Annotated in this window: 20 protein-coding genes; 7 read left to right on the top strand and 13 right to left on the bottom strand. The window is 70.8% G+C overall.

All coding sequences use genetic code 11. The features are described from left to right. Positions 1–93 precede the first annotated feature (93 nt). From ACWGO8_RS12510 to ACWGO8_RS12485, 6 genes are all read right to left on the bottom strand, one after another. On the bottom strand, positions 94–1,020 hold the full coding sequence (locus tag ACWGO8_RS12510; protein ID WP_452043333.1) for a S1C family serine protease: 927 nt from the start codon (positions 1,018–1,020) through the stop codon (positions 94–96). Between the two features lie 68 nt (positions 1,021–1,088). Beyond that, positions 1,089–1,946, bottom strand: a complete 858-nt coding sequence (locus tag ACWGO8_RS12505; protein ID WP_452043332.1) for an SURF1 family protein — start codon at positions 1,944–1,946, stop codon at positions 1,089–1,091. Next, on the bottom strand, positions 1,946–2,446 hold the full coding sequence (locus ACWGO8_RS12500) for a cation:proton antiporter regulatory subunit (protein WP_452043331.1): 501 nt from the start codon (positions 2,444–2,446) through the stop codon (positions 1,946–1,948). The genes ACWGO8_RS12505 and ACWGO8_RS12500 overlap by 1 nt, the downstream gene beginning before the upstream one ends. Before the next feature lie 53 nt (positions 2,447–2,499). Next, on the bottom strand, positions 2,500–4,230 hold the full coding sequence (locus tag ACWGO8_RS12495) for a glycerol-3-phosphate dehydrogenase/oxidase (RefSeq protein ID WP_452043330.1): 1,731 nt from the start codon (positions 4,228–4,230) through the stop codon (positions 2,500–2,502). Positions 4,231–4,420: 190 nt separating this feature from the next. After that, the gene (locus ACWGO8_RS12490) at positions 4,421–5,545 is read right to left on the bottom strand and encodes a GuaB3 family IMP dehydrogenase-related protein (RefSeq protein ID WP_376954020.1); all 1,125 of its coding nucleotides are present in this window, start codon (positions 5,543–5,545) and stop codon (positions 4,421–4,423) included. A 65-nt stretch (positions 5,546–5,610) separates the two neighbouring features. Then, complete coding sequence (locus ACWGO8_RS12485; RefSeq protein ID WP_452043329.1) at positions 5,611–7,311, bottom strand: ABC-F family ATP-binding cassette domain-containing protein; 1,701 nt, start codon at positions 7,309–7,311, stop codon at positions 5,611–5,613. 113 nt (positions 7,312–7,424) lie between these two features. Between ACWGO8_RS12485 and ACWGO8_RS12480 the strand changes: the two genes are divergently transcribed. Then, positions 7,425–8,585: a MalY/PatB family protein gene (locus tag ACWGO8_RS12480; RefSeq protein WP_452043328.1), complete on the top strand. Its 1,161-nt coding sequence runs from the start codon at positions 7,425–7,427 to the stop codon at positions 8,583–8,585. 115 nt (positions 8,586–8,700) lie between these two features. On the opposite strand, the gene guaB is transcribed toward ACWGO8_RS12480, so the two are convergent. Continuing rightward, entirely contained in the window at positions 8,701–10,203 is a 1,503-nt protein-coding gene (gene guaB, locus ACWGO8_RS12475; protein ID WP_452043327.1) for an IMP dehydrogenase, read from the bottom strand. Between the two features lie 339 nt (positions 10,204–10,542). Between guaB and ACWGO8_RS12470 the strand changes: the two genes are divergently transcribed. The 5 genes from ACWGO8_RS12470 (at position 10,543) to ACWGO8_RS12450 (ending at position 14,819) form a co-directional block, all read left to right on the top strand. Further along, on the top strand, positions 10,543–11,763 hold the full coding sequence (locus tag ACWGO8_RS12470; RefSeq protein ID WP_452043326.1) for a branched-chain amino acid ABC transporter permease: 1,221 nt from the start codon (positions 10,543–10,545) through the stop codon (positions 11,761–11,763). A 16-nt stretch (positions 11,764–11,779) separates the two neighbouring features. Next, positions 11,780–12,760 carry a branched-chain amino acid ABC transporter permease gene (locus ACWGO8_RS12465; protein ID WP_452043561.1) on the top strand — a complete coding sequence of 327 codons (981 nt, stop codon included), beginning with the start codon at positions 11,780–11,782 and terminating at the stop codon, positions 12,758–12,760. Then, positions 12,750–13,661 carry an ABC transporter ATP-binding protein gene (locus ACWGO8_RS12460; RefSeq protein ID WP_452043325.1) on the top strand — a complete coding sequence of 304 codons (912 nt, stop codon included), beginning with the start codon at positions 12,750–12,752 and terminating at the stop codon, positions 13,659–13,661. The genes ACWGO8_RS12465 and ACWGO8_RS12460 overlap by 11 nt, the downstream gene beginning before the upstream one ends. Continuing rightward, positions 13,648–14,418 (top strand): ABC transporter ATP-binding protein, encoded by a 771-nt coding sequence (locus ACWGO8_RS12455; protein WP_452043324.1) that lies wholly within the window; start codon positions 13,648–13,650, stop codon positions 14,416–14,418. Before ACWGO8_RS12460 ends, ACWGO8_RS12455 begins: the two co-directional genes overlap by 14 nt. A 137-nt stretch (positions 14,419–14,555) precedes the next feature. Beyond that, positions 14,556–14,819, top strand: a complete 264-nt coding sequence (locus ACWGO8_RS12450) for a hypothetical protein (RefSeq protein ID WP_452043323.1) — start codon at positions 14,556–14,558, stop codon at positions 14,817–14,819. Positions 14,820–14,923: 104 nt separating this feature from the next. Here the strand turns inward: ACWGO8_RS12450 and ACWGO8_RS12445 are convergent, their stop codons facing one another. The 3 genes from ACWGO8_RS12445 to groES all read right to left on the bottom strand — a co-directional run bounded on the left by ACWGO8_RS12445 (position 14,924) and on the right by groES (position 17,843). After that, complete coding sequence (locus ACWGO8_RS12445; RefSeq protein WP_452043322.1) at positions 14,924–16,216, bottom strand: ABC transporter substrate-binding protein; 1,293 nt, start codon at positions 16,214–16,216, stop codon at positions 14,924–14,926. Positions 16,217–16,459: 243 nt separating this feature from the next. Then, the gene (gene rarD, locus ACWGO8_RS12440) at positions 16,460–17,416 is read right to left on the bottom strand and encodes an EamA family transporter RarD (RefSeq protein ID WP_452043321.1); all 957 of its coding nucleotides are present in this window, start codon (positions 17,414–17,416) and stop codon (positions 16,460–16,462) included. A 130-nt stretch (positions 17,417–17,546) separates the two neighbouring features. Then, positions 17,547–17,843, bottom strand: coding sequence for a co-chaperone GroES (groES, locus tag ACWGO8_RS12435; protein WP_022889766.1), 297 nt, complete (start codon positions 17,841–17,843; stop codon positions 17,547–17,549). Between the two features lie 159 nt (positions 17,844–18,002). Between groES and ACWGO8_RS12430 the strand changes: the two genes are divergently transcribed. Continuing rightward, complete coding sequence (locus tag ACWGO8_RS12430; RefSeq protein WP_452043320.1) at positions 18,003–19,190, top strand: THUMP-like domain-containing protein; 1,188 nt, start codon at positions 18,003–18,005, stop codon at positions 19,188–19,190. A gap of 7 nt (positions 19,191–19,197) precedes the next feature. On the opposite strand, the gene ACWGO8_RS12425 is transcribed toward ACWGO8_RS12430, so the two are convergent. Genes ACWGO8_RS12425 through ACWGO8_RS12415 form a run of 3 tightly spaced genes read right to left on the bottom strand, consistent with a single transcriptional unit; the run spans position 19,198 to position 20,993 of the window. After that, positions 19,198–19,728, bottom strand: coding sequence for a DUF4190 domain-containing protein (locus ACWGO8_RS12425; RefSeq protein ID WP_452043319.1), 531 nt, complete (start codon positions 19,726–19,728; stop codon positions 19,198–19,200). Between the two features lie 8 nt (positions 19,729–19,736). Next, a complete protein-coding gene (locus ACWGO8_RS12420; RefSeq protein WP_452043318.1) occupies positions 19,737–20,474 on the bottom strand; it encodes a DUF4190 domain-containing protein in 738 nt (245 codons plus the stop codon). Positions 20,475–20,510: 36 nt separating this feature from the next. Further along, positions 20,511–20,993 (bottom strand): DUF4190 domain-containing protein, encoded by a 483-nt coding sequence (locus ACWGO8_RS12415; protein WP_376954005.1) that lies wholly within the window; start codon positions 20,991–20,993, stop codon positions 20,511–20,513. Positions 20,994–21,056 lie beyond the last annotated feature (63 nt).

Raw genomic sequence — 21,056 nt, 5'->3', positions numbered from 1 at the left:
CGATGCCCCGGTCGTCGAGTAGCGCCGCTGCCCCGGTCGTCGAGTAGCGCCGCCGGAGGCGACGCGTATCGAGACGCTACGGCCCGACCGCGCCTAGGACGCGTCCACGAGCTCACGCGGGACGACGAACACGTCCACCAGTGCGCCGTTGCGCCACACCGTCATCTCGACCTGGCGGTCGATCGCGTCCTCGACCATGAGGCGTTGGATCGACGTCGAGGTCACGACGTCGTTGCCGTCGAGCGACACGACGATGTCGCCTCGGTGGATGTCGGCGAGGTCCGCCGGGCTGTCGGGCGCGATGCCCGCGACCTGCAGGCCGGTCGGCGAGCCGATGCGGGCCGCGAGCTCGGGCGAGAGCTGCACCTTGGTGCCGACGATGCCGAGCCAGGCGCGGCGCACGCGTCCGGCACGGGTGAGCGTGTCGATGATGTCCCTCGTCGCGCGGTTGATCGGCACCGCGAGTCCGAGGCCGACGCCCGCGACCGCGGTGTTCACGCCGACCATGCGGCCCGTGCCGTCGGCGAGCACGCCGCCCGAGTTACCCGGGTTCAGCGCGGCATCCGTCTGGATGACCTCGTCGATGACGCGCCCCGAGGCGGTCGGCAGCGAACGGCCGAGGTTCGAGACGATGCCGGCCGTGACGCTGCCCGCGAGCCCCATGGGATTGCCGAGCGCGACGACGAGCTGGCCCACCCTGAGCGCGGCGGCGTCGCCGAGCTCGACCGGCGCCGGCACGCTCGCCCGCGCGCGGAGCACCGCGAGGTCGGAGAGCACGTCGCGCCCGATCACGTCGACCGCCACCGACGTGCCGTCGGCGAACGTGGCCTCGACCGAGCGCGCACCCGAGACGACGTGCGCGCTCGTGAGCAGCACGCCGTCGGTGGAGATCACGCTCGCGCTGCCCGCGCCCTCCCCACGCGACGTGCGCACCGCGAGGCTCGCGACGCTCGGCAGCACGGATGCCGCGACCCGCGTGACCACGGCCGAGTAGGCGTCGAGGGGGTCTGCTTCGTCCACACGTCGATCATCCGCCCACCGCGGGCGCGCGGTGGCGGAGTTCGCCCCGGGCGGAACGGTTGGGCGCCCTAGCTCCTGGGCGTCCCGGCGTCCTCGGTCGTCGCAGTAGCCGTGCCGATGTCGCCGTCGTCGGCCCCGGCGGCGGCACCGCCCGTGGCGTCCGCCTCGGCTGCCTCCTCCGCCGCGTCGCGCTCGCGCTCGACCGCGTCGCGCACGAGCCGGTACCAGAGGAAGATCGCGAAGCCGGCGAACACGACCCACTCGACGGCGTAGAACACGTTGAGCCAGTTGAGCTCCTTGGACTCCTCTGGCGGCGGCGACGAGATGGCCTCGAGCCCGGCGGCCGGCTCCGCCGAGGTCACGTAGCCGAAGTACACGGGCCGGTCGTCGTAGTCCGCCCAGACGTTGATGAGCTGCGCCACGGCGACGGTCTGCATCGAGTTCGGGTCGGCCTCGGCGTCGGGCGCGATGGGCGCCTCGCTCGGCAGGAATCGTCCGACCACGGTGACCTCGCCGCCGGCCTGCGCGTCGAAGCGGTCAGCAGCCTGCTGCGCGGCCTCGAGGTCGGGCGCCCAACCGAGGGCGATGGGCAGGCCGCCCGGCGCGGCATCCGTCACCTCGAGGTGCGCAACGGGCCAATAGCCCGCGACGCCGTCGTTGAGCCGACCCTCGACGATGACGGTGTCACCGGGCACGAACGTGCCGGTGACCTCGACGCGCTGGCCCGTCGCCGCCTGCTCGGTGGGACCGTCGGGCTGGGCGACGTCGGCGAGCGGGCGAACGTCTTCGGTCGGCCGCTCCTGCACGACGGCCTGCTCGACCGCGCGCTCGAGCTGCCACTGGCCGAGGAGCGCGAAGCCGGCGGCGATGCCGAGGGCGAGGAGCAGCGCGAGCACCCACCGGGGGCGCAGCATCATCTGGAGCATCAGGCCTCGGCGCCTCGGGACGTGCCGTCGTTCATCGCGCGGAACACCTCGGCGATCTGCTCGGTGGGACCGACCGCCACGACCGTGTCGCCGGGCTGCACGACGAATTCCGCGCCGGGCGACGGATGGGCGTGGTCGTCGCGCACGATCGCGACGATCGCGACGCCGGATGCCGCGGGCACCTCGCCGAGGGAGCGGCCCACGATCGCGTCGCCCTCGTCGACCGTCATCCAGTCGATCGGCACGCCGGGAAGCTCGTCGAGCTCGGCGATGGACTCGACGATGCGCGTTCCGCCGAGCAGCTCGGCGAGCGTGTGCGCCTCCTCCTCGTCGAGGCGCACCGTCACCGCATCGTCGTCCTCGCGGGCGCCGGCGGGACGGCTGACCAGGTCGCTGGACCCGGTGCGGTGCGCGACGACCGCGACTTCGGCGCCGTCGGCCGTCTCGAAGGAATGCAGCACGCCGACCCCGGGAAGGGTGACCCGGCGGACATCAACCATGGCGCGCTCTCCTCGGACTCGATCGGCCCGCCGTCCAGTCTATCCGCGCCGGATCAGTCGACCTTCACGATGTCGGGGGCCTCGAGCCGCACCCGGTCGGCTGACTCGTCGTCGGGCTGCTGCTGCGACGCGCGCTCGGCGGCGACGCGCTGCAGGTAGCGCTCGGTCTCGAGCGCCTCGCGCGCCTCGTCCCATCCGAGCACCTTTCCCATGAGCTTCGCCGCGACCGGGGCCGCCGACACGCCGCGGTCCCATGCCTCGATCGAGATGCGGGTGCGGCGGGCGAGCACGTCGTCGAGGTGCAGCGCGCCCTCGTGCGAGGCGGCGTAGACCACCTCGGCGGCGAGGTAGTCGTCGGCGCCCGGCAGCGGCTCACCCAGCTCGGGATCGGCGCGGATGAGGTCGAGCAGCTCGTCGGTCATGGTGCCGTAGCGGTTCAGCAGGTGCTCGATGCGCACCTTGTGCACACCGAACGCGTGGGCGATCTTGCCGCGCTTGTTCCACGCGGCCTGGTAGCCCTCGGCGCCGAGCAGCGGGATGTCCTGCGTCGTCGACGGCGGGATCCGTCCGTCCATCGCGTCGGCGGCGGCGTCGATCGCGTCCTTCGCCATGACGCGATACGTCGTCCACTTGCCACCCGCCACGACGACGAGGCCGGGCACGGTGTGCGCGACGATGTGCTCGCGGGAGAGCTTCGACGTCTGGTCGCTCTCGCCGGCGAGCAGCGGCCGGAGCCCGGCGTACACGCCCTCGACGTCTTCACGCGTGAGGGGCACGGCCAGCACCGAGTTCACGTGCTCGAGCAGGTAGTCGATGTCGGCCGCGGTGGCCGCCGGGTGCGCCTTGTCGAGGTTCCAGTCGGTGTCGGTCGTGCCGATGAGCCAGTGCCGGCCCCACGGGATGACGAACAGCACGCTCTTCTCGGTGCGGAAGATCATGCCCATGGCGGACTGGATGCGGTCGCGCGGCACCACGAGGTGGATGCCCTTCGAGGCGCGCACCTTGAAGGTGCCGCGCTCGCCGACCATGCGCTGGGTGTCGTCGGTCCAGACGCCGGTGGCGTTCACGACCTGGCGGGCCCGGATCTCGAAGTGCTCGCCGGTCTGCAGGTCGTGCGCCTTCACGCCGACGACCCGCTCGCCGACCTTGACGAAGCCCTCGACGTTGACCCGGCTCGCGACGTGTGCGCCGTAGAACGACGCCGTGCGGGCGAGGCTCGCCACGTAGCGCGCGTCGTCGACCTGGGCGTCGTAGTAGGTGATGCCGCCCACGAGCGCGTCGTTCGACAGCGACGGGATGGCCTTCATCACCTGGCGCTTGGAGAGGTGGCGGTGGTGCGGCACCCCGGGCGGGCGGCCGCCCGTGTAGCTGAAGATGTCGTAGAGCATCATGCCGGCGCCCACGTAGAAGCGCTCGAAGATGCGCTTCTGCACGGGGTAGAGGAAGCGCACCGGCTTCACGAGGTGCGGCGCGATGCGCTGCAGCAGCAGGCCGCGTTCGATGAGCGCCTCGCGCACGAGGCGGAAGTCCAGCTGCTCCAGGTAGCGGATGCCGCCGTGCACGAGCTTCGACGATCGGCTCGACGTGCCCGAGGCCCAGTCCCGGGCCTCCAGGAGGCCGGTCGAGAGCCCGCGGGTGACCGCATCGAGCGCGGCGCCCGTGCCGACGATGCCGCCGCCGACCACGAGGATGTCGAGTTCCTTCTCCTTCAGCCGGGCGAGCGCGGCCTCGCGCTCCTCGGGTCCGAGCTTCGTCGAACGCGTCACCGACTTGAGACGTGCCATCGTCGTACCCCATCCCCGCGGTTTCACGGCGAGACCGCGTGATCCGGCTTCAACGCTACCCGAGCGCCGGGACGTTTGGAACGGGCGCGCGGGCGTCTCACAGCCGCGGAGCGACGCGCTGCGGTGGGGAGGACGAGTCGAGAGCACGAGCGCCGCGAGATCCCGCCCTCGTGCGTGACGCGACGGGTGCTCAGGCCCCCTGGTACGGCGCCACGACGACCTCGACGCGCTGGAACTCCTTGAGGTCGGAGTACCCGGTCGTCGCCATCGATCGCCGCAGCGCGCCCACGAGGTTCGCGGTGCCGTCGGCGGCCGGTGCCGGTCCGTAGAGCACCTCCTCGAGCGACGCGACCTGGCCGACCTGCACGCGCTGGCCGCGCGGCAGCTTCGAGTGGTGCGCCTCGGCGCCCCAGTGGTATCCGCCGCCGGGCGCGTCGGTCGCGCGGGCGAGCGCCGCACCCAGCATCACGGCATCGGCGCCGCACGCGATCGCCTTCACGATGTCGCCCGACTTGCCCACGCCGCCGTCGGCGATGACGTGGACGTAGCGGCCGCCGGACTCGTCGAGGTAGTCGCGACGGGCGCCCGCGACATCCGCCACCGCCGTCGCCATGGGCGCGTGGATGCCGAGCGTCGCGCGCGTGGTCGAGGCCGCGCCGCCGCCGAAGCCGACGAGCACGCCCGCCGCGCCGGTGCGCATGAGGTGCAGAGCGGCTGTGTAGGTGGCCGCGCCGCCGACGATCACGGGCACGTCGAGCTCGTAGATGAACTTCTTGAGGTTGAGCGGCTCGACGTTCTTCGAGACGTGCTCGGCCGACACCGTGGTGCCGCGGATGACGAAGAGGTCGACGCCCGCCGCCACGACGGTCTCGTAGAGCTCCTGCGTGCGCTGCGGCGAGAGGGCGCCCGCGACGGTCACGCCCGCCGCGCGGATCTCGGCGAGGCGCGCGGTGACGAGGTCGGGCTTGATCGGCTCGGCGTAGAGCTGCTGCATGCGCGACGTCGCCTGCTCGGGCGCGAGGTTGCGGATCTCGGCGAGCACGGGCTCGGGGTCCTCGTAGCGGGTCCAGAGCCCCTCGAGGTCGAGCACGCCGAGGCCGCCGAGCTGGCCCATCATGATCGCGATCTGCGGCGACACCACCGAGTCCATCGGCGCGGCCAGGAACGGGATGTCGAACTGGTACGCGTCGATCGACCAGCCGACCGACACGTCTTCGGGGTCGCGGGTGCGCCGGCTCGGCACGATCGCGATGTCGTCGAACGCGTAGACACGACGGCCCCGCTTGGAGCGGCCGATCTCGATCTCCTGGGTCACCCGTCAACCCTACCGAAGGGCCACGACGGGCACACGGATGCCGCCACGCGGCGCCTCACCCGCGGTCATCGCGCCCGCACCACCCGCGCCTCGTCCCACACCGGTGCATCCGCCTCGACCACCTCGCCGTCGGAGCGGAACACGAGGAACCGGTCGAAGCTGCGCGTGAACCACCGGTCGTGCGTGACCGCGAGCACCGTGCCGTCGAACCGCGACAGCGCGTCCTCCAGCGCCTCGGCCGAGACGAGGTCGAGGTTGTCGGTGGGCTCGTCGAGCAGCAGCAGCGTGGCGCCCGACAGCTCGAGCAGCAGGATCTGCAGCCGCGCCTGCTGCCCGCCCGAGAGCGACTCGAACCGCTGCTGCGCGGCCGCCGCGAGCCCGTACCGGTCGAGCGCCGAGCTCGCCGCCTCGCGAGCCATGCCCTCCCGGTTCGCGTCGCCGCGGTGCAGGATGTCGAGCAGCGTCCGGCCGTGGAACTCCGCGTGCTCGTGGTTCTGGGCGAACCAGCCCGGCACGACCCGTGCCCCGAGCACCGCGCGGCCCTCGTGCGGCACGCGCGCGAGCGTCTCCCCCACCGTCGTGACGTGGCCGAGCGTGCGATCGGGCTCGGTCCCGCCGCCCGCGAGCAGCCGCAGGAAGTGCGACTTGCCCGACCCGTTGGAGCCGAGCACCGCGACCCGGTCGCCGTACCAGACCTCGAGGTCGAACGGCTTCATGAGTCCCGACAGCTCGAGCTGCTCGCACACGACCGCGCGCTTGCCCGTGCGGGATCCGCGCAACCGCATCGACACCGCCCGCGCGGGCGGCCGCTCCTCGGGCGGGCCGGCCTCCTCGAACTTGCGCAGGCGCGTGACCGCCGCCTGGTACCGCGACGCCATGCCGTCGTTGTACGTCGCCTTCACCTTCAGCGTCGCGAGGAGCGTCTTCAGCGCGTCGTGCTGCTCGTCCCAGCGCCGGCGCAGCTCGTCGAGCCGCGCGAAGCGCTCCTCGCGGGCGTCGTGATAGCCCTCGAAGCTGCCGCCGTGCACCCACGCGGTGTTGCCCGCGGCGCCGAGCTCGAGCGTCACGATGCGGTCGGCCGCCCGGGCGAGGAGCTCGCGGTCGTGCGACACGAGCAGCACGGTCTTCGGCGTCGCGCGCAGCTGCGCCTCGAGCCACCGCTTGCCGGGCACGTCGAGCGAATTGTCGGGCTCGTCGAGCAGGAGCACCTGTTCGGGTCCGCGCAGCAGCGCCTCGAGCGCGAGCCGCTTCTGCTCGCCGCCCGAGAGCGTCGCGAGCTCGCGCCACTTCGCCCGCTCGAACGGGATCCCGAGCGCGGCCATCGTGCAGTGGTCCCAGACCACCTCCTGCTCGTAGCCGCCGGCCTCGGCGTACTGGGCGAGCGCCGAGGCGTACCGCATCTGCGTCTCGGTCTCGTCGCGCTCGATGAGGGCGTCCTCGGATGCCTCGAGCTCGAGCGCCGCGTCGCGAATGCGCTTCGGCGCCACCGACACGAGCAGTCCCGCCACGGTCGGCGAGGCACCCGGCACGGTCCGCCCGGTGCCCACGAACTGGTCCATCACGCCGAGGCCGCCGTCGACCTGCACGCTCCCCTCGTCGGGACGGAGGTCGCCGCGGATGATCCGCAGCAGCGTCGACTTGCCCGCGCCGTTCGCGCCGATGAGCGCGGTCGTGCGCCCCTCGGTCACGCGGAACGCCAGGTCGGCGAGCAGCGGCCGCCCGTCGGGAAGCGAGAAGGAGACGCCGTTGACGTCGATGAAGCCCATGGGAGATGTCCGATCCGTTCGCGGCGCGAGCCGCGCCGCCCGCTGGGCAGCCGATCAGACTACCGGTCCGCGGCATCCGACGCCAGACCGCGGCCGTGCGGCAAGCTGGACGCATGCAACGCGTCGCCGCAGAGCCCCTCGACGTCCTCCGCACCCGCACCAGCGTGAAGTGGCGCACCTTCCCGCCCGACGTGCTGCCGCTGCCCGTCGCCGAGATGGACTACCCGCTGGCCGAGCCCATCGCGCACGCGCTGCACGCCGCGATCGAGCGATCCGACACGGGCTACGCCTCGGGCGGGCGCGAGGTCGCCGAGGCGTTCCAGGGCTTCGCCGCCACGCGGCTCGGCTGGGACGTCGACCCGGCTCGCACCACCCCCACCGCGGACGTCAGCATGGGCATCGTCGAGGTCCTCCGCCAGGTCACCGCCCCGGGCGACGGCATCGTCATCACGCCGCCCGTGTACCCGCCGTTCTACGCCCTCGTCGCCGAGGCCGGCGGCACCGCCGTCGAGGTGCCCATGCGCGGCGGCATCGACGGGGGCTGGTCGCTCGACCTCGACGGCCTCGAGGCGGCGTTCGCGGCCGGCGCCCGCGCCATGGTGCTCTGCAACCCGCACAACCCCCTCGGCCTCAACCCGACACCCGCCGAGCTCGCCGCCCTCGCCGAGCTCGCCGCGCGGTTCGGCGCGACGATCGTGTCCGACGAGGTGCACGGCGCGCTCGCGCAGCCGACGACGCCGTACACGGCGTTCCTCACGGTGTCGGATGCCGCGCGCGAATGGGGCGTGGCCGTCTCCGCCGCCACCAAGGCGTTCAACATCGCCGGGCTCAAGGCGGCACTCATCGTCACGGCGAGCGATCGCGGCGACGCGGTGCGCGCCCGGATGCCCGAGGAGGTCTCGTGGCGCATGAGCCAGTTCGGCGCGATCGCCACGATCGCGGCGTTCCGCGAAGGCGGCCACTGGCTCGACGGCGTGCTCGCGAGCCTCGACGACAACCGTCGCCTGCTCGCCGACCTCCTGGCCGACGAACTGCCCGACGTCCGCTATCGGATGCCGGATGCCACGTACCTCGCGTGGCTCGACCTGTCCGCGCTGGGCTGGGGCGACGACCCTGCCGCCCACGCGCTCGAGCACGCGAAGGTCGCGCTCGGCAGCGGACCCCAGTTCGGGGCATCCGTCGGCCGCGGCCACGCCCGGCTCAACTTCGCCTGCACCCCGGAGGTGCTGGCGGAGGCGGTGACGCGGCTCGCGGAGGCGCGGAACGGCGCGTGACGTCCAGCCCTCGAGACTGCCGCGGCACGCTTCGCAACGCCGTCGCGTCGCGAGCGCTACGGCTGCCGTCTTCGTGAGGGAAGCGTGTCGCGGCTTCGCCGCGCCACGCTGACCCTCACCTCGTGTAGTTCGGCGCCTCGACGACGAACTGCACGTCGTGCGGGTGCGACTCCTTCAGGCCCGCGGGCGTGATGCGCACGAACCGGCCCTTCGTCTTCAGCTCGGGGATGTCGCGCGCGCCCACGTAGAACATCGACTGGCGCAGGCCGCCGACGAGTTGGTACGCCACGGCAGACACGGGTCCGCGGAACGGCACCTGGCCCTCGATGCCCTCGGGGATGAGCTTGTCGTCCGACGGGACATCCGCCTGGAAGTAGCGGTCCTTCGAGTACGAGGTCTTCTTGCCGCGCGTCTGCAGCGCGCCGAGCGAGCCCATGCCGCGGTAGGTCTTGAACTGCTTGCCGTTCTGGAAGACGAGCTCGCCGGGGCTCTCGGCCGTGCCGGCGAGCAGCGAGCCGAGCATGACGGTGTCGGCGCCGGCGACGAGCGCCTTCGCGATGTCGCCCGAGTACTGCAGGCCGCCGTCGGCGATGAGGGGAACGCCCGCGGGCTTCGTGGCCTTCGACGCCTCGTAGACGGCGGTGATCTGGGGCACGCCCACGCCCGCGACGACGCGCGTGGTGCAGATCGAGCCCGGCCCGACGCCGACCTTCACGGCGTCGGCGCCCGCGTCGACGAGCGCCTGGGCGCCCTCGCGCGTCGCGACGTTGCCGCCGATCACATCGATGTGGGCGAAGGACGGGTCGGCCTTGAGGCGGCGGATGATGTCGAGGACGCCGGCGCTCTCGCCGTTGGCCGTGTCGACCACGAGCACGTCGACGCCCGCGTCGCGCAGCGCCTCGGCGCGCTCCCACGCGTCGCCGAAGAAGCCCATGGCCGCGCCGACGCGGAGGCGGCCCTCGGCGTCCTTCGTGGCGTTCGGGTACTGCTCGGACTTGTCGAAGTCCTTGACGGTGATGAGGCCGGTCAGTCGGCCGGCGCCGTCGACCAGCGGCAGCTTCTCGACCTTGTGCTGCGCGAAGATCGCGATCGCCTCGTCGGGGTCCATGCCGACACGGCCGGTGATGAGCGGCGCCTTCGTCATGACGTCGCGCACGTAGGTGCCGGGCTTCTCGAAGTCGGAGACGAAGCGCATGTCGCGGTTCGTGATGATGCCGACGAGCACGCCCTCGCCGTCGACGACCGGCAGGCCGCTCACGCGATAGGTGGCGCACAGGTGGTCGACCTCGGCGACGGTCGCGTCGGGCGTCGTGGTCACCGGGTTGGAGACCATGCCCGACTCGCTGCGCTTCACCCGGTCGACCATGTCGGCCTGCTCCTGGATGGAGAGGTTGCGATGCAGGATGCCGATGCCGCCCTGGCGGGCCATGGCGATGGCCATGCGCGCCTCGGTCACGGTGTCCATCGCGGCGGACAGCAGGGGCGTCGCGACGTCGATGCGCCGCGTCAGTCGCGAGGTCGTGTCGGCCTCGCTCGGGATCACGTCGGTGTGACCTGGCAGCAGCAGGACGTCGTCGTAGGTCAGTCCTGTGAATCCGAACGGATCTGCCTGATCCATCTCTCCCCTTCGTCTCTCCGAGTCATGGCGCACCCGTGAGTGGTGGAGCTCCCGGGATGCATCAATGTTAAGCGAGTTTGCGCGGCGGGCATTCCCCGGATAACAATCGAGGGCCATTGTCCCTGTGTGCGAAACACATGGGACATAATCGGCACGTACTGTCAGACGACGTTGTCGGCAGGAAAGACCGGACCCGGACGGCCAACAGCCCCCGGGACCCCAGGAGGTGCAGTGGAACCCACGCAAACAGTCGCCAGACGGTCTCGCGGGAGGTGGCTCATCCTCCTCGGAATTCTGTTGTCCGCACTCACTCTGTCCGGCATCGCAGCGTCCCCTGCGATGGCGGAGGATGGGAGTACGCCCAGCCCGAGTTCCGAGGAAGATTTCGAGTTCTTCTTCATCGGGAACGTCAAGTTCGACGACAAGCCGCTCGAGGGCGTGCAGATCACGGTCGAGGGCAACGGTTACGAGGCCTCGACCAAGACCAACGCCGAGGGCCGATGGGAGCTCGGAGTACCCGAGAAGGCCGAGTACAAGCTCACGCTCGACGAGGACACCCTCCCCAAGGGCGTCGTCGTCCAGGAGGGCCAGGCCACGGTGACGGCCGAGTTCGGCCTCACCAACCGCAAGGCGGTGAACTTCTTCCTCGGTGAGGGCACCCGCACGACGACCGACATCGGCGCCCAGGTGCTGATCCGCGTGGTCAACGGCCTCAACTTCGGCCTCCTGCTCGCGCTGGCGGCGATCGGCCTCTCGCTCATCTTCGGCACGACCGGCCTCTCCAACTTCGCGCACGCGGAGATGGTCACGTTCGGCGCATTGATGGTGCTCACCTTCGGCGTCGACCTGGCGTTGCCGATCTGGCTGGCGATCGCGATCGCGATCGTCCTCAGCGCCGGACTCGGCTACACCCTCGATGCCGTCATCTGGAAACCGCTGAGGCGGCGAGGGGTCGCATTGATCCCGCTGATGATCGTGAGCATCGGCCTCTCGCTCGCGCTGCGGTACACGTACCAGTTCTTCTACGGCGGCGCGACCAGGCAGCTGCCGGGTGCGACCCTGCCGTCGGAGATCCACATCGGGCCGATCACGCTCTCGTGGATCGACGTCGCGAGCATGGCCACGTCGGTCGTGGTGCTCGCCGCCTTCGCGTTCTTCCTGCTGCGCACCCGCATCGGCAAGGCGACGCGAGCGGTCTCCGACAACCCGAGCCTCGCGGCAGCGAGCGGCATCGACGTCGATCGCGTCATCCGCATCGTGTGGGTCGCGGGCGGCGCGCTCGCCGGCCTCTCGGGCATCCTCTGGGCGTACTTCCGTCCCGGCGTCAGCTGGGACATGGGCTTCCAGATCCTCCTCCTCATCTTCGCCGCGGTCACCCTCGGCGGCTTGGGCACCGCGTTCGGCGCACTCGTCGGCTCCCTCATCGTCGGCCTCTTCATCGAGCTGTCGACGCTGTGGCTGCCGTCCGACATGAAGTACGTCGGCGCGCTGGTCGTGCTGATCCTGGTGCTGCTGTTCCGACCGCAGGGAATCCTCGGTCGCCGCGAGAGAATCGGATAAGGAGGAACCCGACATGATCGACTGGATTGCGATCTTCTCCAACGCGGCGCAGGAGCTCATCAGCCCCACCACTGCCGCCTACGCCCTGGCCGCCCTCGGCCTGGCGATCCACTTCGGATACACAGGCCTCCTGAACTTCGGTCAGGCGGGCTTCATGGCCCTGGGCGCGTACGGTTACGCGATCTCCACGCTGAGCTTCGGATTCCCCGTGTGGGCGTCCGTGCTCGTCGGCGTCGGGGCATCCGTGATCTTCGCCCTGATCCTCGGTATCCCGACACTGCGCCTGCGGGCCGACTACCTCGCGATCGTCACGATCGCGGCGGCGGAGATCCTGCGGCTCATCTTCACCACGAACACGTTCGACGCCCTCACGGGTTCCGCGAGCGGCCTGCAGGGCTACAAGGACGGCTTCGCCGCCCTGAACCCCATCCCGCCCGGCACCTACGGCTTCGGGCCCTTCACGTACAACGCCTACGACTGGTGGATCCGGATCGTCGGGTGGACGCTCGTCGTGATCTTCGCGCTGCTCACCTGGCTGCTCATGCGCAGCCCGTGGGGCCGCGTGATCAAGGGCATCCGCGAAGACGAGGACGCCGTGCGCGCCCTCGGCAAGAACGTCTACTCCTACAAGATGCAGAGCCTCATCATCGGTGGCGTCTACGGCACCCTCGCCGGCATGATCTTCATCATGCCGCGTGCGGTCGTGCCCGCGAACTACCAGACGTCGCTCACGTTCTTCATCTACGCGATCCTGCTGCTCGGCGGTGCGGCCACGATCCTCGGGCCGGTGATCGGCTCGATGATCTTCTGGGTGCTGCTCTCGTTCTTCTCGGGCTTCGTCGCCCGCGCGGTCGAGGCCGGCTGGTTGCCGTTCATGTCGCAGGTGCAGGCCGGTCAGCTCCGGTTCATCCTCGTCGGCGTGGCGATCATGCTGCTCGTCGTGTTCAGGCCCCAGGGCATCTTCGGAAACAAGAAGGAGCTGGCCTTTGTCAAGTGACACCACCCCCACGTCGAAGCCGGTGAAGACCACCGGCCTCCACGTCGGCGAACCCGCACCGGGCGTCCAGAAGGTCGACCCGATCCTCATCGCCGACGGCGTCAAGCGCACGTTCGGCGGCCTCACGGCCGTCGACGTCGCGCACGTCGAGATCCCGCGCGGGGCCATCACGGCCCTCATCGGGCCGAACGGCGCGGGCAAGACCACGTTCTTCAACCTGCTCACGGGCTTCGACAAGCCCGACGAGGGCAAGTGGGAGTTCGACGGTCGCTCGCTCGCGCACGTCCCGGCCTACCGGGTGGCGCGCATGGGCCTCATCCGCACCTTCCAGCTGACGAAGGCCCTCGGCCTGCTCACCGTCATGGACAACATGAAGCTCGGTGCGAAGGGCCAGTCGGGCGAGAACCTGTTCCGCTCGGTGCTGCCCTTCATCTGGCGCAAGCAGGAGGAGGAGATCGACGCCAAGGCGGTCGAGCTGCTCACCCGGTTCAAGCTCGACGCCAAGAAGGAGGACTACGCGGCGAGCCTCTCGGGCGGGCAGCGCAAGCTCCTCGAGATGGCGCGGGCGCTCATGAGCGACCCGACGCTCGTCATGCTGGACGAGCCGATGGCGGGCGTGAACCCCGCGCTCACGCAGTCGCTGCTCGACCACATCCTCGACCTGAAGGCCCAGGGCATGACGGTGCTCTTCGTCGAGCACGACATGCACATGGTGCGTCACATCGCCGACTGGGTGATCGTGATGGCCGAGGGCAAGATCGTGGCCGAGGGCGACCCGCACAAGGTCATGCAGGACCAGGCCGTGATCGACGCCTACCTCGGCGCCCATCACGACACCGACCTCGGGATCGACACCGAGCACGTCGAGGTATTGAAGGAGCTCATCGATGACGAACAGTGAACCGGCCGCCGGCGCGGTGCTCGATCCCGTGGCGGAGGCCGTCATCGAGGTCGAGAACGTCACCGCGGGCTACCTGCCCGGCGTGAACATCCTCAACGCGTGCTCCCTCGTCGCCCGGCAGGGCGAGCTCATCGGGATCATCGGCCCGAACGGTGCCGGCAAGTCCACGCTGCTGAAGTCGATCTTCGGCCTGGTGCGCGTCCGCGAGGGCGCGATCCGGCTGAACGGCGAGGAGATCACCAATCTCAAGGCGAACAAGCTGGTCGCGAAGGGGGTCGGCTTCGTCCCGCAGACGAACAACGTGTTCCCCTCGCTGACGATCCAGGAGAACCTCGAGATGGGGATGTTCCAGAAGCCGAAGGGCGTCAAGGAACGTCTCCAGTTCGTGACCGAGATCTTCCCCGAGCTCGGCAAGCGCCTCGGCCAGCGGGCCGGATCGCTGTCGGGCGGTGAGCGTCAGATGGTCGCCATGTCGCGCGCGCTCATGATGGGACCGCATGTCATGCTCCTCGACGAGCCCAGCGCGGGCCTGTCGCCGGTACGCCAGGACGAGGCGTTCCTGCGCGTCAAGGAGATCAACCGGGCCGGCGTCACCACGATCATGGTGGAGCAGAACGCCCGCCGCTGCCTGCAGATCTGCGACCGCGGCTACGTGCTCGACCAGGGTCACGACGCCTACACCGGCACCGGTCGCGACCTGCTGAACGACCCGAAGGTCATCGGCCTGTACCTGGGCACGCTCGGCCAGGACGAGTAGACCCGATCGATCCCGAAGAGGGGCGGATGCCGCGGCATCCGCCCCTCTTCGCATGCCTGCGGGCCGTGGTGGGACGCCTGCGCTCGGGGGCGTCTGACGGAAGGCTGGCGCCATGCGGGGTGATCTACGGAATGAGCATGCCCCTCGACGGCTGCATCGCCGCGGCCGGCGACGACATCGGCTTGGGGCGGGACGAACGAGAGCTGTTCCAGTGGTGGCTCGACCAGGAGCTGGCGAGCAGCCTGTCGCTGTACGGGCGCAGGGTGTGGGAGGGGATGAGCTCCTCCTCGCCTACCGGCGACCAGCAGCCCGACGCCACCCCGACGCGGATCGAGTTCGCGCGGAACGGGCGGGACACGCCGAAGGTGGTGTTGTCCTCGACGATCGACACGGCCGACTGACGTTCCCCGGCGGCGTGGTCCTGACCAGGTACCAGGCGCGGCGTTGAGCGCCGGGCACGCGAAAGGGCCCCGGCAGAAGCCGGGGCCCTTCCAGGCGACGCGTACTAGTTGATGCGCGTGTACGTGTTGTCGTCGCCGTACTGGTAGATACCGATGGTCGCCTCGGTCGGGTCACCGTGCTCGTCGAGCGTGATGGGACCGGACGCACCGTCGTAGTCGATCTGCTGGCCCTCGGTGAGGAGCTTCGCAGCGTCGCCGAAGGTGTTGACGACCTCGCCGTCACCCGTGCCGCCCGACACCTGACGGAGGTACTCCGCGATGTCGGTGCCATCGGTGCTGTTGGCCGCGTACGCCGCCATCGCGATGAGCATCAGCGCGTCGTACGACTCGGGACCGTAGCTGAAGTCGGCCAGGTCGGGGTTGACCTCCAGCATGCGGTCGCGGAAGTCGTCCTCGAGCTTCGGGCCGGGCAGCGTGCCCTTGGCGCCGGCGATCAGGCCGGGCGCGAAGTCCGCGCTGTAGTCGGCCAGGTTGCCGTCGACGAAGTACAGCTGGTCGCCCGGGTAGCCCGAGCCGACGAGCGCCGGAACGACGACCTTGGCCTCATCGAAGGTGATGACGGCGACGGCGTCGGGGTTCGCGGCGTTGATCGACGAGAGCTGCGCGTCGAAGTTCGAGTCACCCGTGTTGAAGAGCTCCTCGGCGACGACCTCGCCACCGGCCGCCTCGAAGGCCTCCTTGGTCGCGGCCGCGAGGCCGGTGCCGTAGGGGTCGTTCAGGACGAGCAGGCCGAGCGTCGAAGCGCCGTCCTCGGCGATCTGGTTGCCGAGCACCTCACCCTGGAGGAGGTCGGACGGCGCGGTACGGAAGTACAGGCCGTTGTCCTCGTAGTCGGTGAAGTCGGGCGACGTGTTCGCCGGCGAGAACTGCACGACACCGGCGGCGGTGATCTGGTCGATCACGGTGAACGACACACCGGACGACGCGGCACCGATGATGGCCGAGACGTCCTGCGAGAGGAGGTCGGTCACCGAGACGGTGGCGATGTCGGTGGTGGTGTCACCCGAGTCGCGGTAGACGACCTCGACGTTGATGCCCATGTCGGCCTCGTTGATCTCCTTCGCGGCGAGCGCGACACCGGCTTCCTCGGGCGGGCCGAGGAAGGCGAGCGTTCCACTCTGCGGGAGGATCGTGCCGACCTTGAGGGTCAGGTCGCGGTCGCCGGCCTCGATGGGCAGGGCGTCGCCGGCCGACTCGGTCGGTGCTTCCGATTCGGCGGGGGCCGGGGCACCCGAGCTGCACGCGGTGAGGAGGAGGGCACTGACGCCGGCGAGGGCGACCCCCGTCCAGACTGCGCGAGCCGAGCGCGAGGCCGTGGCCTTCGCGAATACGCTCATGTTGCTCCTTGGGACTGAAGGACTGGTACACAAAGCAGCGTCTGGCGACGCCGTGGTTTTGACAGTATTGCCCGCCTCTGGAGGAAACAAGGGAACCCGGTCACAACCGTGTAACACCCTCGGAATCGTTACCTTGCCGACACCTTCCTGCGCGAGCGCGCACGGAATCGTCGTGTGGGACCGCCGCGACGCGCAGATCGCGCGTGGCCCCCGGACGAGGGCCCGATGCCCCGACGGGCTCCGTCAGATCGGCTCGACCGGGGCACGCCGCGCCGACCGGGCGCTGCGGATGAGGTCGAACGTGAGCACCAGGAGGGCGAGCCAGACGAGGCCGAATCCGATCCATCGCTCGGGCGGCATGGGCTCCTGGAGGATGAACACGCCCACGAGGAACTGGATGAAGGGCGCGAAGTACTGGATGAAGCCCATGAAGATGAGCGGCAGGCGACGGGATGCCGCGGCGAAGAGCAGGAGCGGGATGGCCGTCACCACACCGGCCATGAGCAGCAGCGCACTGTGCCACGGACTGACCGTGCCCATCGTGAGCCCGCTGGTCATGGCGACGAACACGAGCTGCGCGACCGCCAGCGGCGCGAGCCACGCGGTCTCGAGCGTGAGCCCCGACACCGCGTCGACCTTCGGTCCCACCCGCTTCTTGATGAGCCCGTAGAAGCCGAACGAGAACGCGAGCACGAGCGCGATCCACGGCAGCTGGCCGTAGCCGATGGCGAGCACGATGACCGCGACGATCGAGATGCCCACGGCGATCCACTGGGTGAGGTTCAGTCGCTCGCGGAGCACGAGCACGCCGAGGAACACGGTGACGATCGGATTGATGAAGTACCCCAGCGCCGCCTCGACGACCTGGCCCGTGAGGGTCGCGTAGACGTACGTCGACCAGTTCACGAAGATGAGCACGCCCGCGAGCCCCATCGTGAACAGGACGCGTCGATCGCGCACGAGGGCCATGAACGGTCGCCAGGCGCGCGTCACGGTGAGGAGCAGCAGGCAGAAGACGAGCGAGAGCAGCACGCGCCATCCGACGATCTCGATCGGTCCGGCCGGTTCGAGGGCGATGAAGTAGATGGGGAGGAAGCCCCAGAGCGCGTAGGCCGCGATCGCGAACGCGAGCCCCGACCGGCTCACCGCGGCGCGCTGCGCGGGCGGAGCTGAGGTCTCGGTCTCGGAGCGGGATGACACCCGCTCAGACTACGCCCGGCGTCGGATGCCCCCGGCCCGGGCGGCTGCCGACGTGCCTCGACATCCCGCCACGGACACGACGAGGCCCGGACGCCGCTGGGCGTCCGGGCCTCGGATGGTTCGTGTCGACCTAGCGGACGACGACCGCGAGCACGTCGCGGGCCGACAGCACGAGGAAGTCCTCGCCGCCGAACTTCACCTCGGTGCCGCCGTACTTCGAGTAGATGACCTTGTCGCCGACGGCCACGTCGAGCGGGACACGGTTGCCGTTGTCGTCGATGCGACCGGGGCCCACCGCCACGACCTCGCCCTCCTGGGGCTTCTCCTTGGCAGTGTCGGGGATCACGAGACCCGACGCGGTGGTCTGCTCTGCCTCGACCTGCTTGATGACGATGCGATCCTCGAGCGGCTTGATGGAAACCGACACGGTTGACCCCTTCTCTGTTTGCGAGTGACTGTCTTTTGCGAAGACTGATTAGCAGCCTCATTGCGAGAGTGCTAAGCCGAGTCTAGGCGCGATTTGGCACTCGTGCAACGTGAGTGCCAGTGCTCGGAAGTCCCCGGTGCGCGATGCTAGCGTGGCCGGGTGGACCGCGCCGACCTCGTCGAACTCCTCTCCCCCGAGGGACTGCGGCTCCTCGACCAGCTCCCCGAGTGGGACTCGAAGTCCGACATCGTGCGCACCGTCGCCGAACTGCGCCGGCAGGGGCATCCGCCCGGCCTCGTGGCCGCCGTGCTCAGCCAGTCGAAGCTGCGCGCGAAGGCCCACGCGAAGTTCGGCGAGTTCGCGTCGCGCATGCTGTTCACCGAGGCGGGGCTCGAGCAGGCCACCCGGCTGAAGGTCGCGGCGCTGCACGCGGGCCGCTTCGCGCGCGCCGGCATCGCCCACGTCGCCGACCTCGGCTGCGGCATCGGCGGCGACGCCCTCGCCCTCGCGGCCGTCGACCTCGAGGTCACGGCGGCCGAGGCCGACGAGGTGACGGCCGCCATCGCCGCGTTCAACCTCACGCCGTTCCCGAAGGCGCGCGTGCTGCACGCCACCGCCGAGGACGTGCCCCTCGGCGGCATCGGCGGCGCCTGGCTCGACCCGGCCCGTCGCACCACCTCGGGCGGCACGACCCGACGACTCGCGGATGCCGCGGACTACTCGCCGAGCCTGGACTTCGCGTTCGGGCTGGCCGACCGGCTGCCGGTCGGCGTGAAGCTCGGTCCCGGGACCGACCGCGACGTCATCCCCGAGGGAGCCGAGGCGCAGTGGGTGTCGGTCGACGGCGACGTGGTGGAGCTCGCCGTCTGGCTCGGCGCCGTCGCGCGTCCCGGCATCGGCCGGGCGGCGCTCGTCATCCGCGACGACGGCGCCGCGGAGCTCACGGCGCCGGCCGACAGCGAGGACGCCCCGACGGGTCCCCTCGGCGACTACCTCTTCGAGCCCGACGGGGCCGTCATCCGCGCCCGCCTCATCGGCGACCTCGCCCGCGCGAACGGTGCCTGGATGCTGAGCGCCGGCATCGCGTACCTCACCGCCGACACCGCGTTCGAGACGCCGTTCGCGCGCGGCTTCCGCGTGCTGGATCGCCTGCCCGCCGACGAGCGGCAGCTGCGCCGGACGCTGGCGGCGCGCGGCATCGGCACGCTCGAGATCAAGAAGCGCGGCGTCGACGTCGACCCGGCGGGACTGCGCACGCGACTGAAGCTGCGCGGCGACGCGAGCGCGACGATCGTCCTCACGCGCGAGGAGGGCCGCCACGTGGTGCTCCTGGTGGAGCGCGTCTGAGCCGCCGTCAGTGCGGGAGCGCCCCGAAGACGATGGCGTAGTAGCCGATCCAGACGGCCGAGAAGACGAGTCCGGCGATGCCGGTGCCGATGCCGACGAACGCGAGCGTGCGGCCCTCCTCCTCGCGGCGCAGGCCGAGCACGCCGAAGACGAGCGCGGCGATCGACAGGGGCAGCATCCAGCCGACGAACAGCGAGGCGGCGGCGCCGATGACGCCGATGACCGCGGCCACCCAGCTGTAGACGCGGCGCTGCGTGTCGTCCTGCTCCTCGTCGTCGGCGGACGCTCGGTCGGGCAGGTCCTGCCGATGCACGACCAGCAACTGACCGGTCGGCACCCGCTGCAGCTCGCCGGTGTCGAACGGCACCTCGAACTCCCGCACGGCGGGGTCGGCGCGCAGCGTCGGCTCGGTCGGCGGCGACACGAACGCCTCGGCGTCGCGGTCGTCGCCGCGATCGGATGCCGCGACCGGGGATGCCTCGGCCTCAGAACGGTCGGGGGCCCCGCCCGTGGGCGGGACCCCTTCGCGATCGGTCATCGGTGTCCTCAGTACGTGTAGTCGACGTAGTTCGGGAAGGTCGCGAAGGCGATGCTCCAGAAGATGACGGAGAGCAGCGCCATGGCGATGCCGACGAAGCCCAGGATGATGCCCGTGAGCCACATGCCCTTCGCGGCCGGCTCCTTCCGTCGGCCGATGAAGCCCAGCACGACGGCGCCGGCGGGGATGATCAGCTGCATGATGCCGCCGACGATCGGGATCCACACCACCGCGAATCCACCGACCACGCCGATGATGCCCGCGATGAGCGAGATCAGGCTGAACACGGGCGTCGGCTTCGCCGGAGCGGCCGTGCCGTAGGCGGCAGGTGCGACGTAGCCGGGCTCGCCGTATCCGGGCGGGCGGCCCGTGCCGTACGCCGGCTGCTGGGCAGCGTACGCGGGCTGCTGGGCGCCGTAGGGCGAACCGTCGGCCGCCGCGGCGGGGGCGCCAGAGCCCGGCGCGGGGGGCGGCGGCGGAGGCGGCGTCGCGGCGCCGTAGCTCGGCGGCGCGGGCGGAGCGGGAGGCTCGGGCGCGGACGGCGGCACCGGCGCGGACGGCACCTCGGGCGCACCCGGAGCACCGGGCGCCTCGGGGGCCGGCGGCGCCGACGGCGCGTCGGGGACGGACGGCTCCGTCGGCGACGGGAACGTCGGCTCGGGCTCCGAGGGAACCGTGGGCTCTTCGGGCGTCGGAACCGTGGGCTCCTCGGGTCCGGGGGCGTCGGGGTTCTTGGGATCGCTCATGTCATCGGCCTTTCATCTGGTCGGAGTGGGCGGCGCTCAATACTGGTACCGGTCGAATCCGCCGTTGGCGGCGATCGCACCGAACACGATGGCGATGATGATGACCGACAGGATCGCCAGCGCGAGCCCGATGTAGCCGACGATGAGGCCCGCGACGGCGAGGCCGTGTCCCTCCTCGCCCGTCTTCTTGATCTGGCTGAGCGAGATGTGCCCGCAGATGATGCCGACGATGGACCCGATGCCCCAGGCGATGACGAAGCCGGCGATCGAGGCGATCAGCGAGACGATCGCGAGCACGTTGGTCTTCTTGGCGGGCGGGCCGCCGTAGGCGGCCGCGGGCTGGCCGTAGGCCGGTGCGGGCTGGCCGTAGGCGGGAGCCTGCTGGCCGTACGCGGGAGCCGCGGGCGGCTGGGCCTGCGGCGGCTGCGGCGCGCCGTAGGCGGGAGCGGGCGGCGGCGGAGGCGGGGGCGGCGGCACCGCGCCGCCGGGCTGCTGCTCGGGAAGGTTCGGATCGGTCACGGTCGTTGTCCCCTCGGTGCTGTGGATTCACATGGTCGCCGCGCCACACCCGGGCGCCGGCGG

This window comes from Agromyces sp. NPDC055661, from assembly GCF_053618135.1.
Note: the sequence above shows the minus strand (reverse complement) of the source record. Positions and strands in the feature narration are given on the sequence as shown.

What these genes read in the sequence shown, in the direction of transcription:
- ACWGO8_RS12505 (WP_452043332.1), bottom strand. Translation starts at nt 1,946, where the DNA reads ATGCTCCAGATGATGCTGCGCCCCCGGTGGGTGCTCGCGCTGCTCCTC.
- ACWGO8_RS12500 (WP_452043331.1), bottom strand. Translation starts at nt 2,446, where the DNA reads ATGGTTGATGTCCGCCGGGTCACCCTTCCCGGGGTCGGCGTGCTGCAT.
- ACWGO8_RS12495 (WP_452043330.1), bottom strand. Translation starts at nt 4,230, where the DNA reads ATGGCACGTCTCAAGTCGGTGACGCGTTCGACGAAGCTCGGACCCGAG.
- ACWGO8_RS12485 (WP_452043329.1), bottom strand. Translation starts at nt 7,311, where the DNA reads ATGGGCTTCATCGACGTCAACGGCGTCTCCTTCTCGCTTCCCGACGGG.
- ACWGO8_RS12480 (WP_452043328.1), top strand. Translation starts at nt 7,425, where the DNA reads ATGCAACGCGTCGCCGCAGAGCCCCTCGACGTCCTCCGCACCCGCACC.
- guaB (WP_452043327.1), bottom strand. Translation starts at nt 10,203, where the DNA reads ATGGATCAGGCAGATCCGTTCGGATTCACAGGACTGACCTACGACGAC.
- ACWGO8_RS12470 (WP_452043326.1), top strand. Translation starts at nt 10,543, where the DNA reads ATGGCGGAGGATGGGAGTACGCCCAGCCCGAGTTCCGAGGAAGATTTC.
- ACWGO8_RS12455 (WP_452043324.1), top strand. Translation starts at nt 13,648, where the DNA reads ATGACGAACAGTGAACCGGCCGCCGGCGCGGTGCTCGATCCCGTGGCG.
- ACWGO8_RS12450 (WP_452043323.1), top strand. Translation starts at nt 14,556, where the DNA reads ATGCCCCTCGACGGCTGCATCGCCGCGGCCGGCGACGACATCGGCTTG.
- ACWGO8_RS12445 (WP_452043322.1), bottom strand. Translation starts at nt 16,216, where the DNA reads ATGAGCGTATTCGCGAAGGCCACGGCCTCGCGCTCGGCTCGCGCAGTC.
- ACWGO8_RS12425 (WP_452043319.1), bottom strand. Translation starts at nt 19,728, where the DNA reads ATGACCGATCGCGAAGGGGTCCCGCCCACGGGCGGGGCCCCCGACCGT.
- ACWGO8_RS12420 (WP_452043318.1), bottom strand. Translation starts at nt 20,474, where the DNA reads ATGAGCGATCCCAAGAACCCCGACGCCCCCGGACCCGAGGAGCCCACG.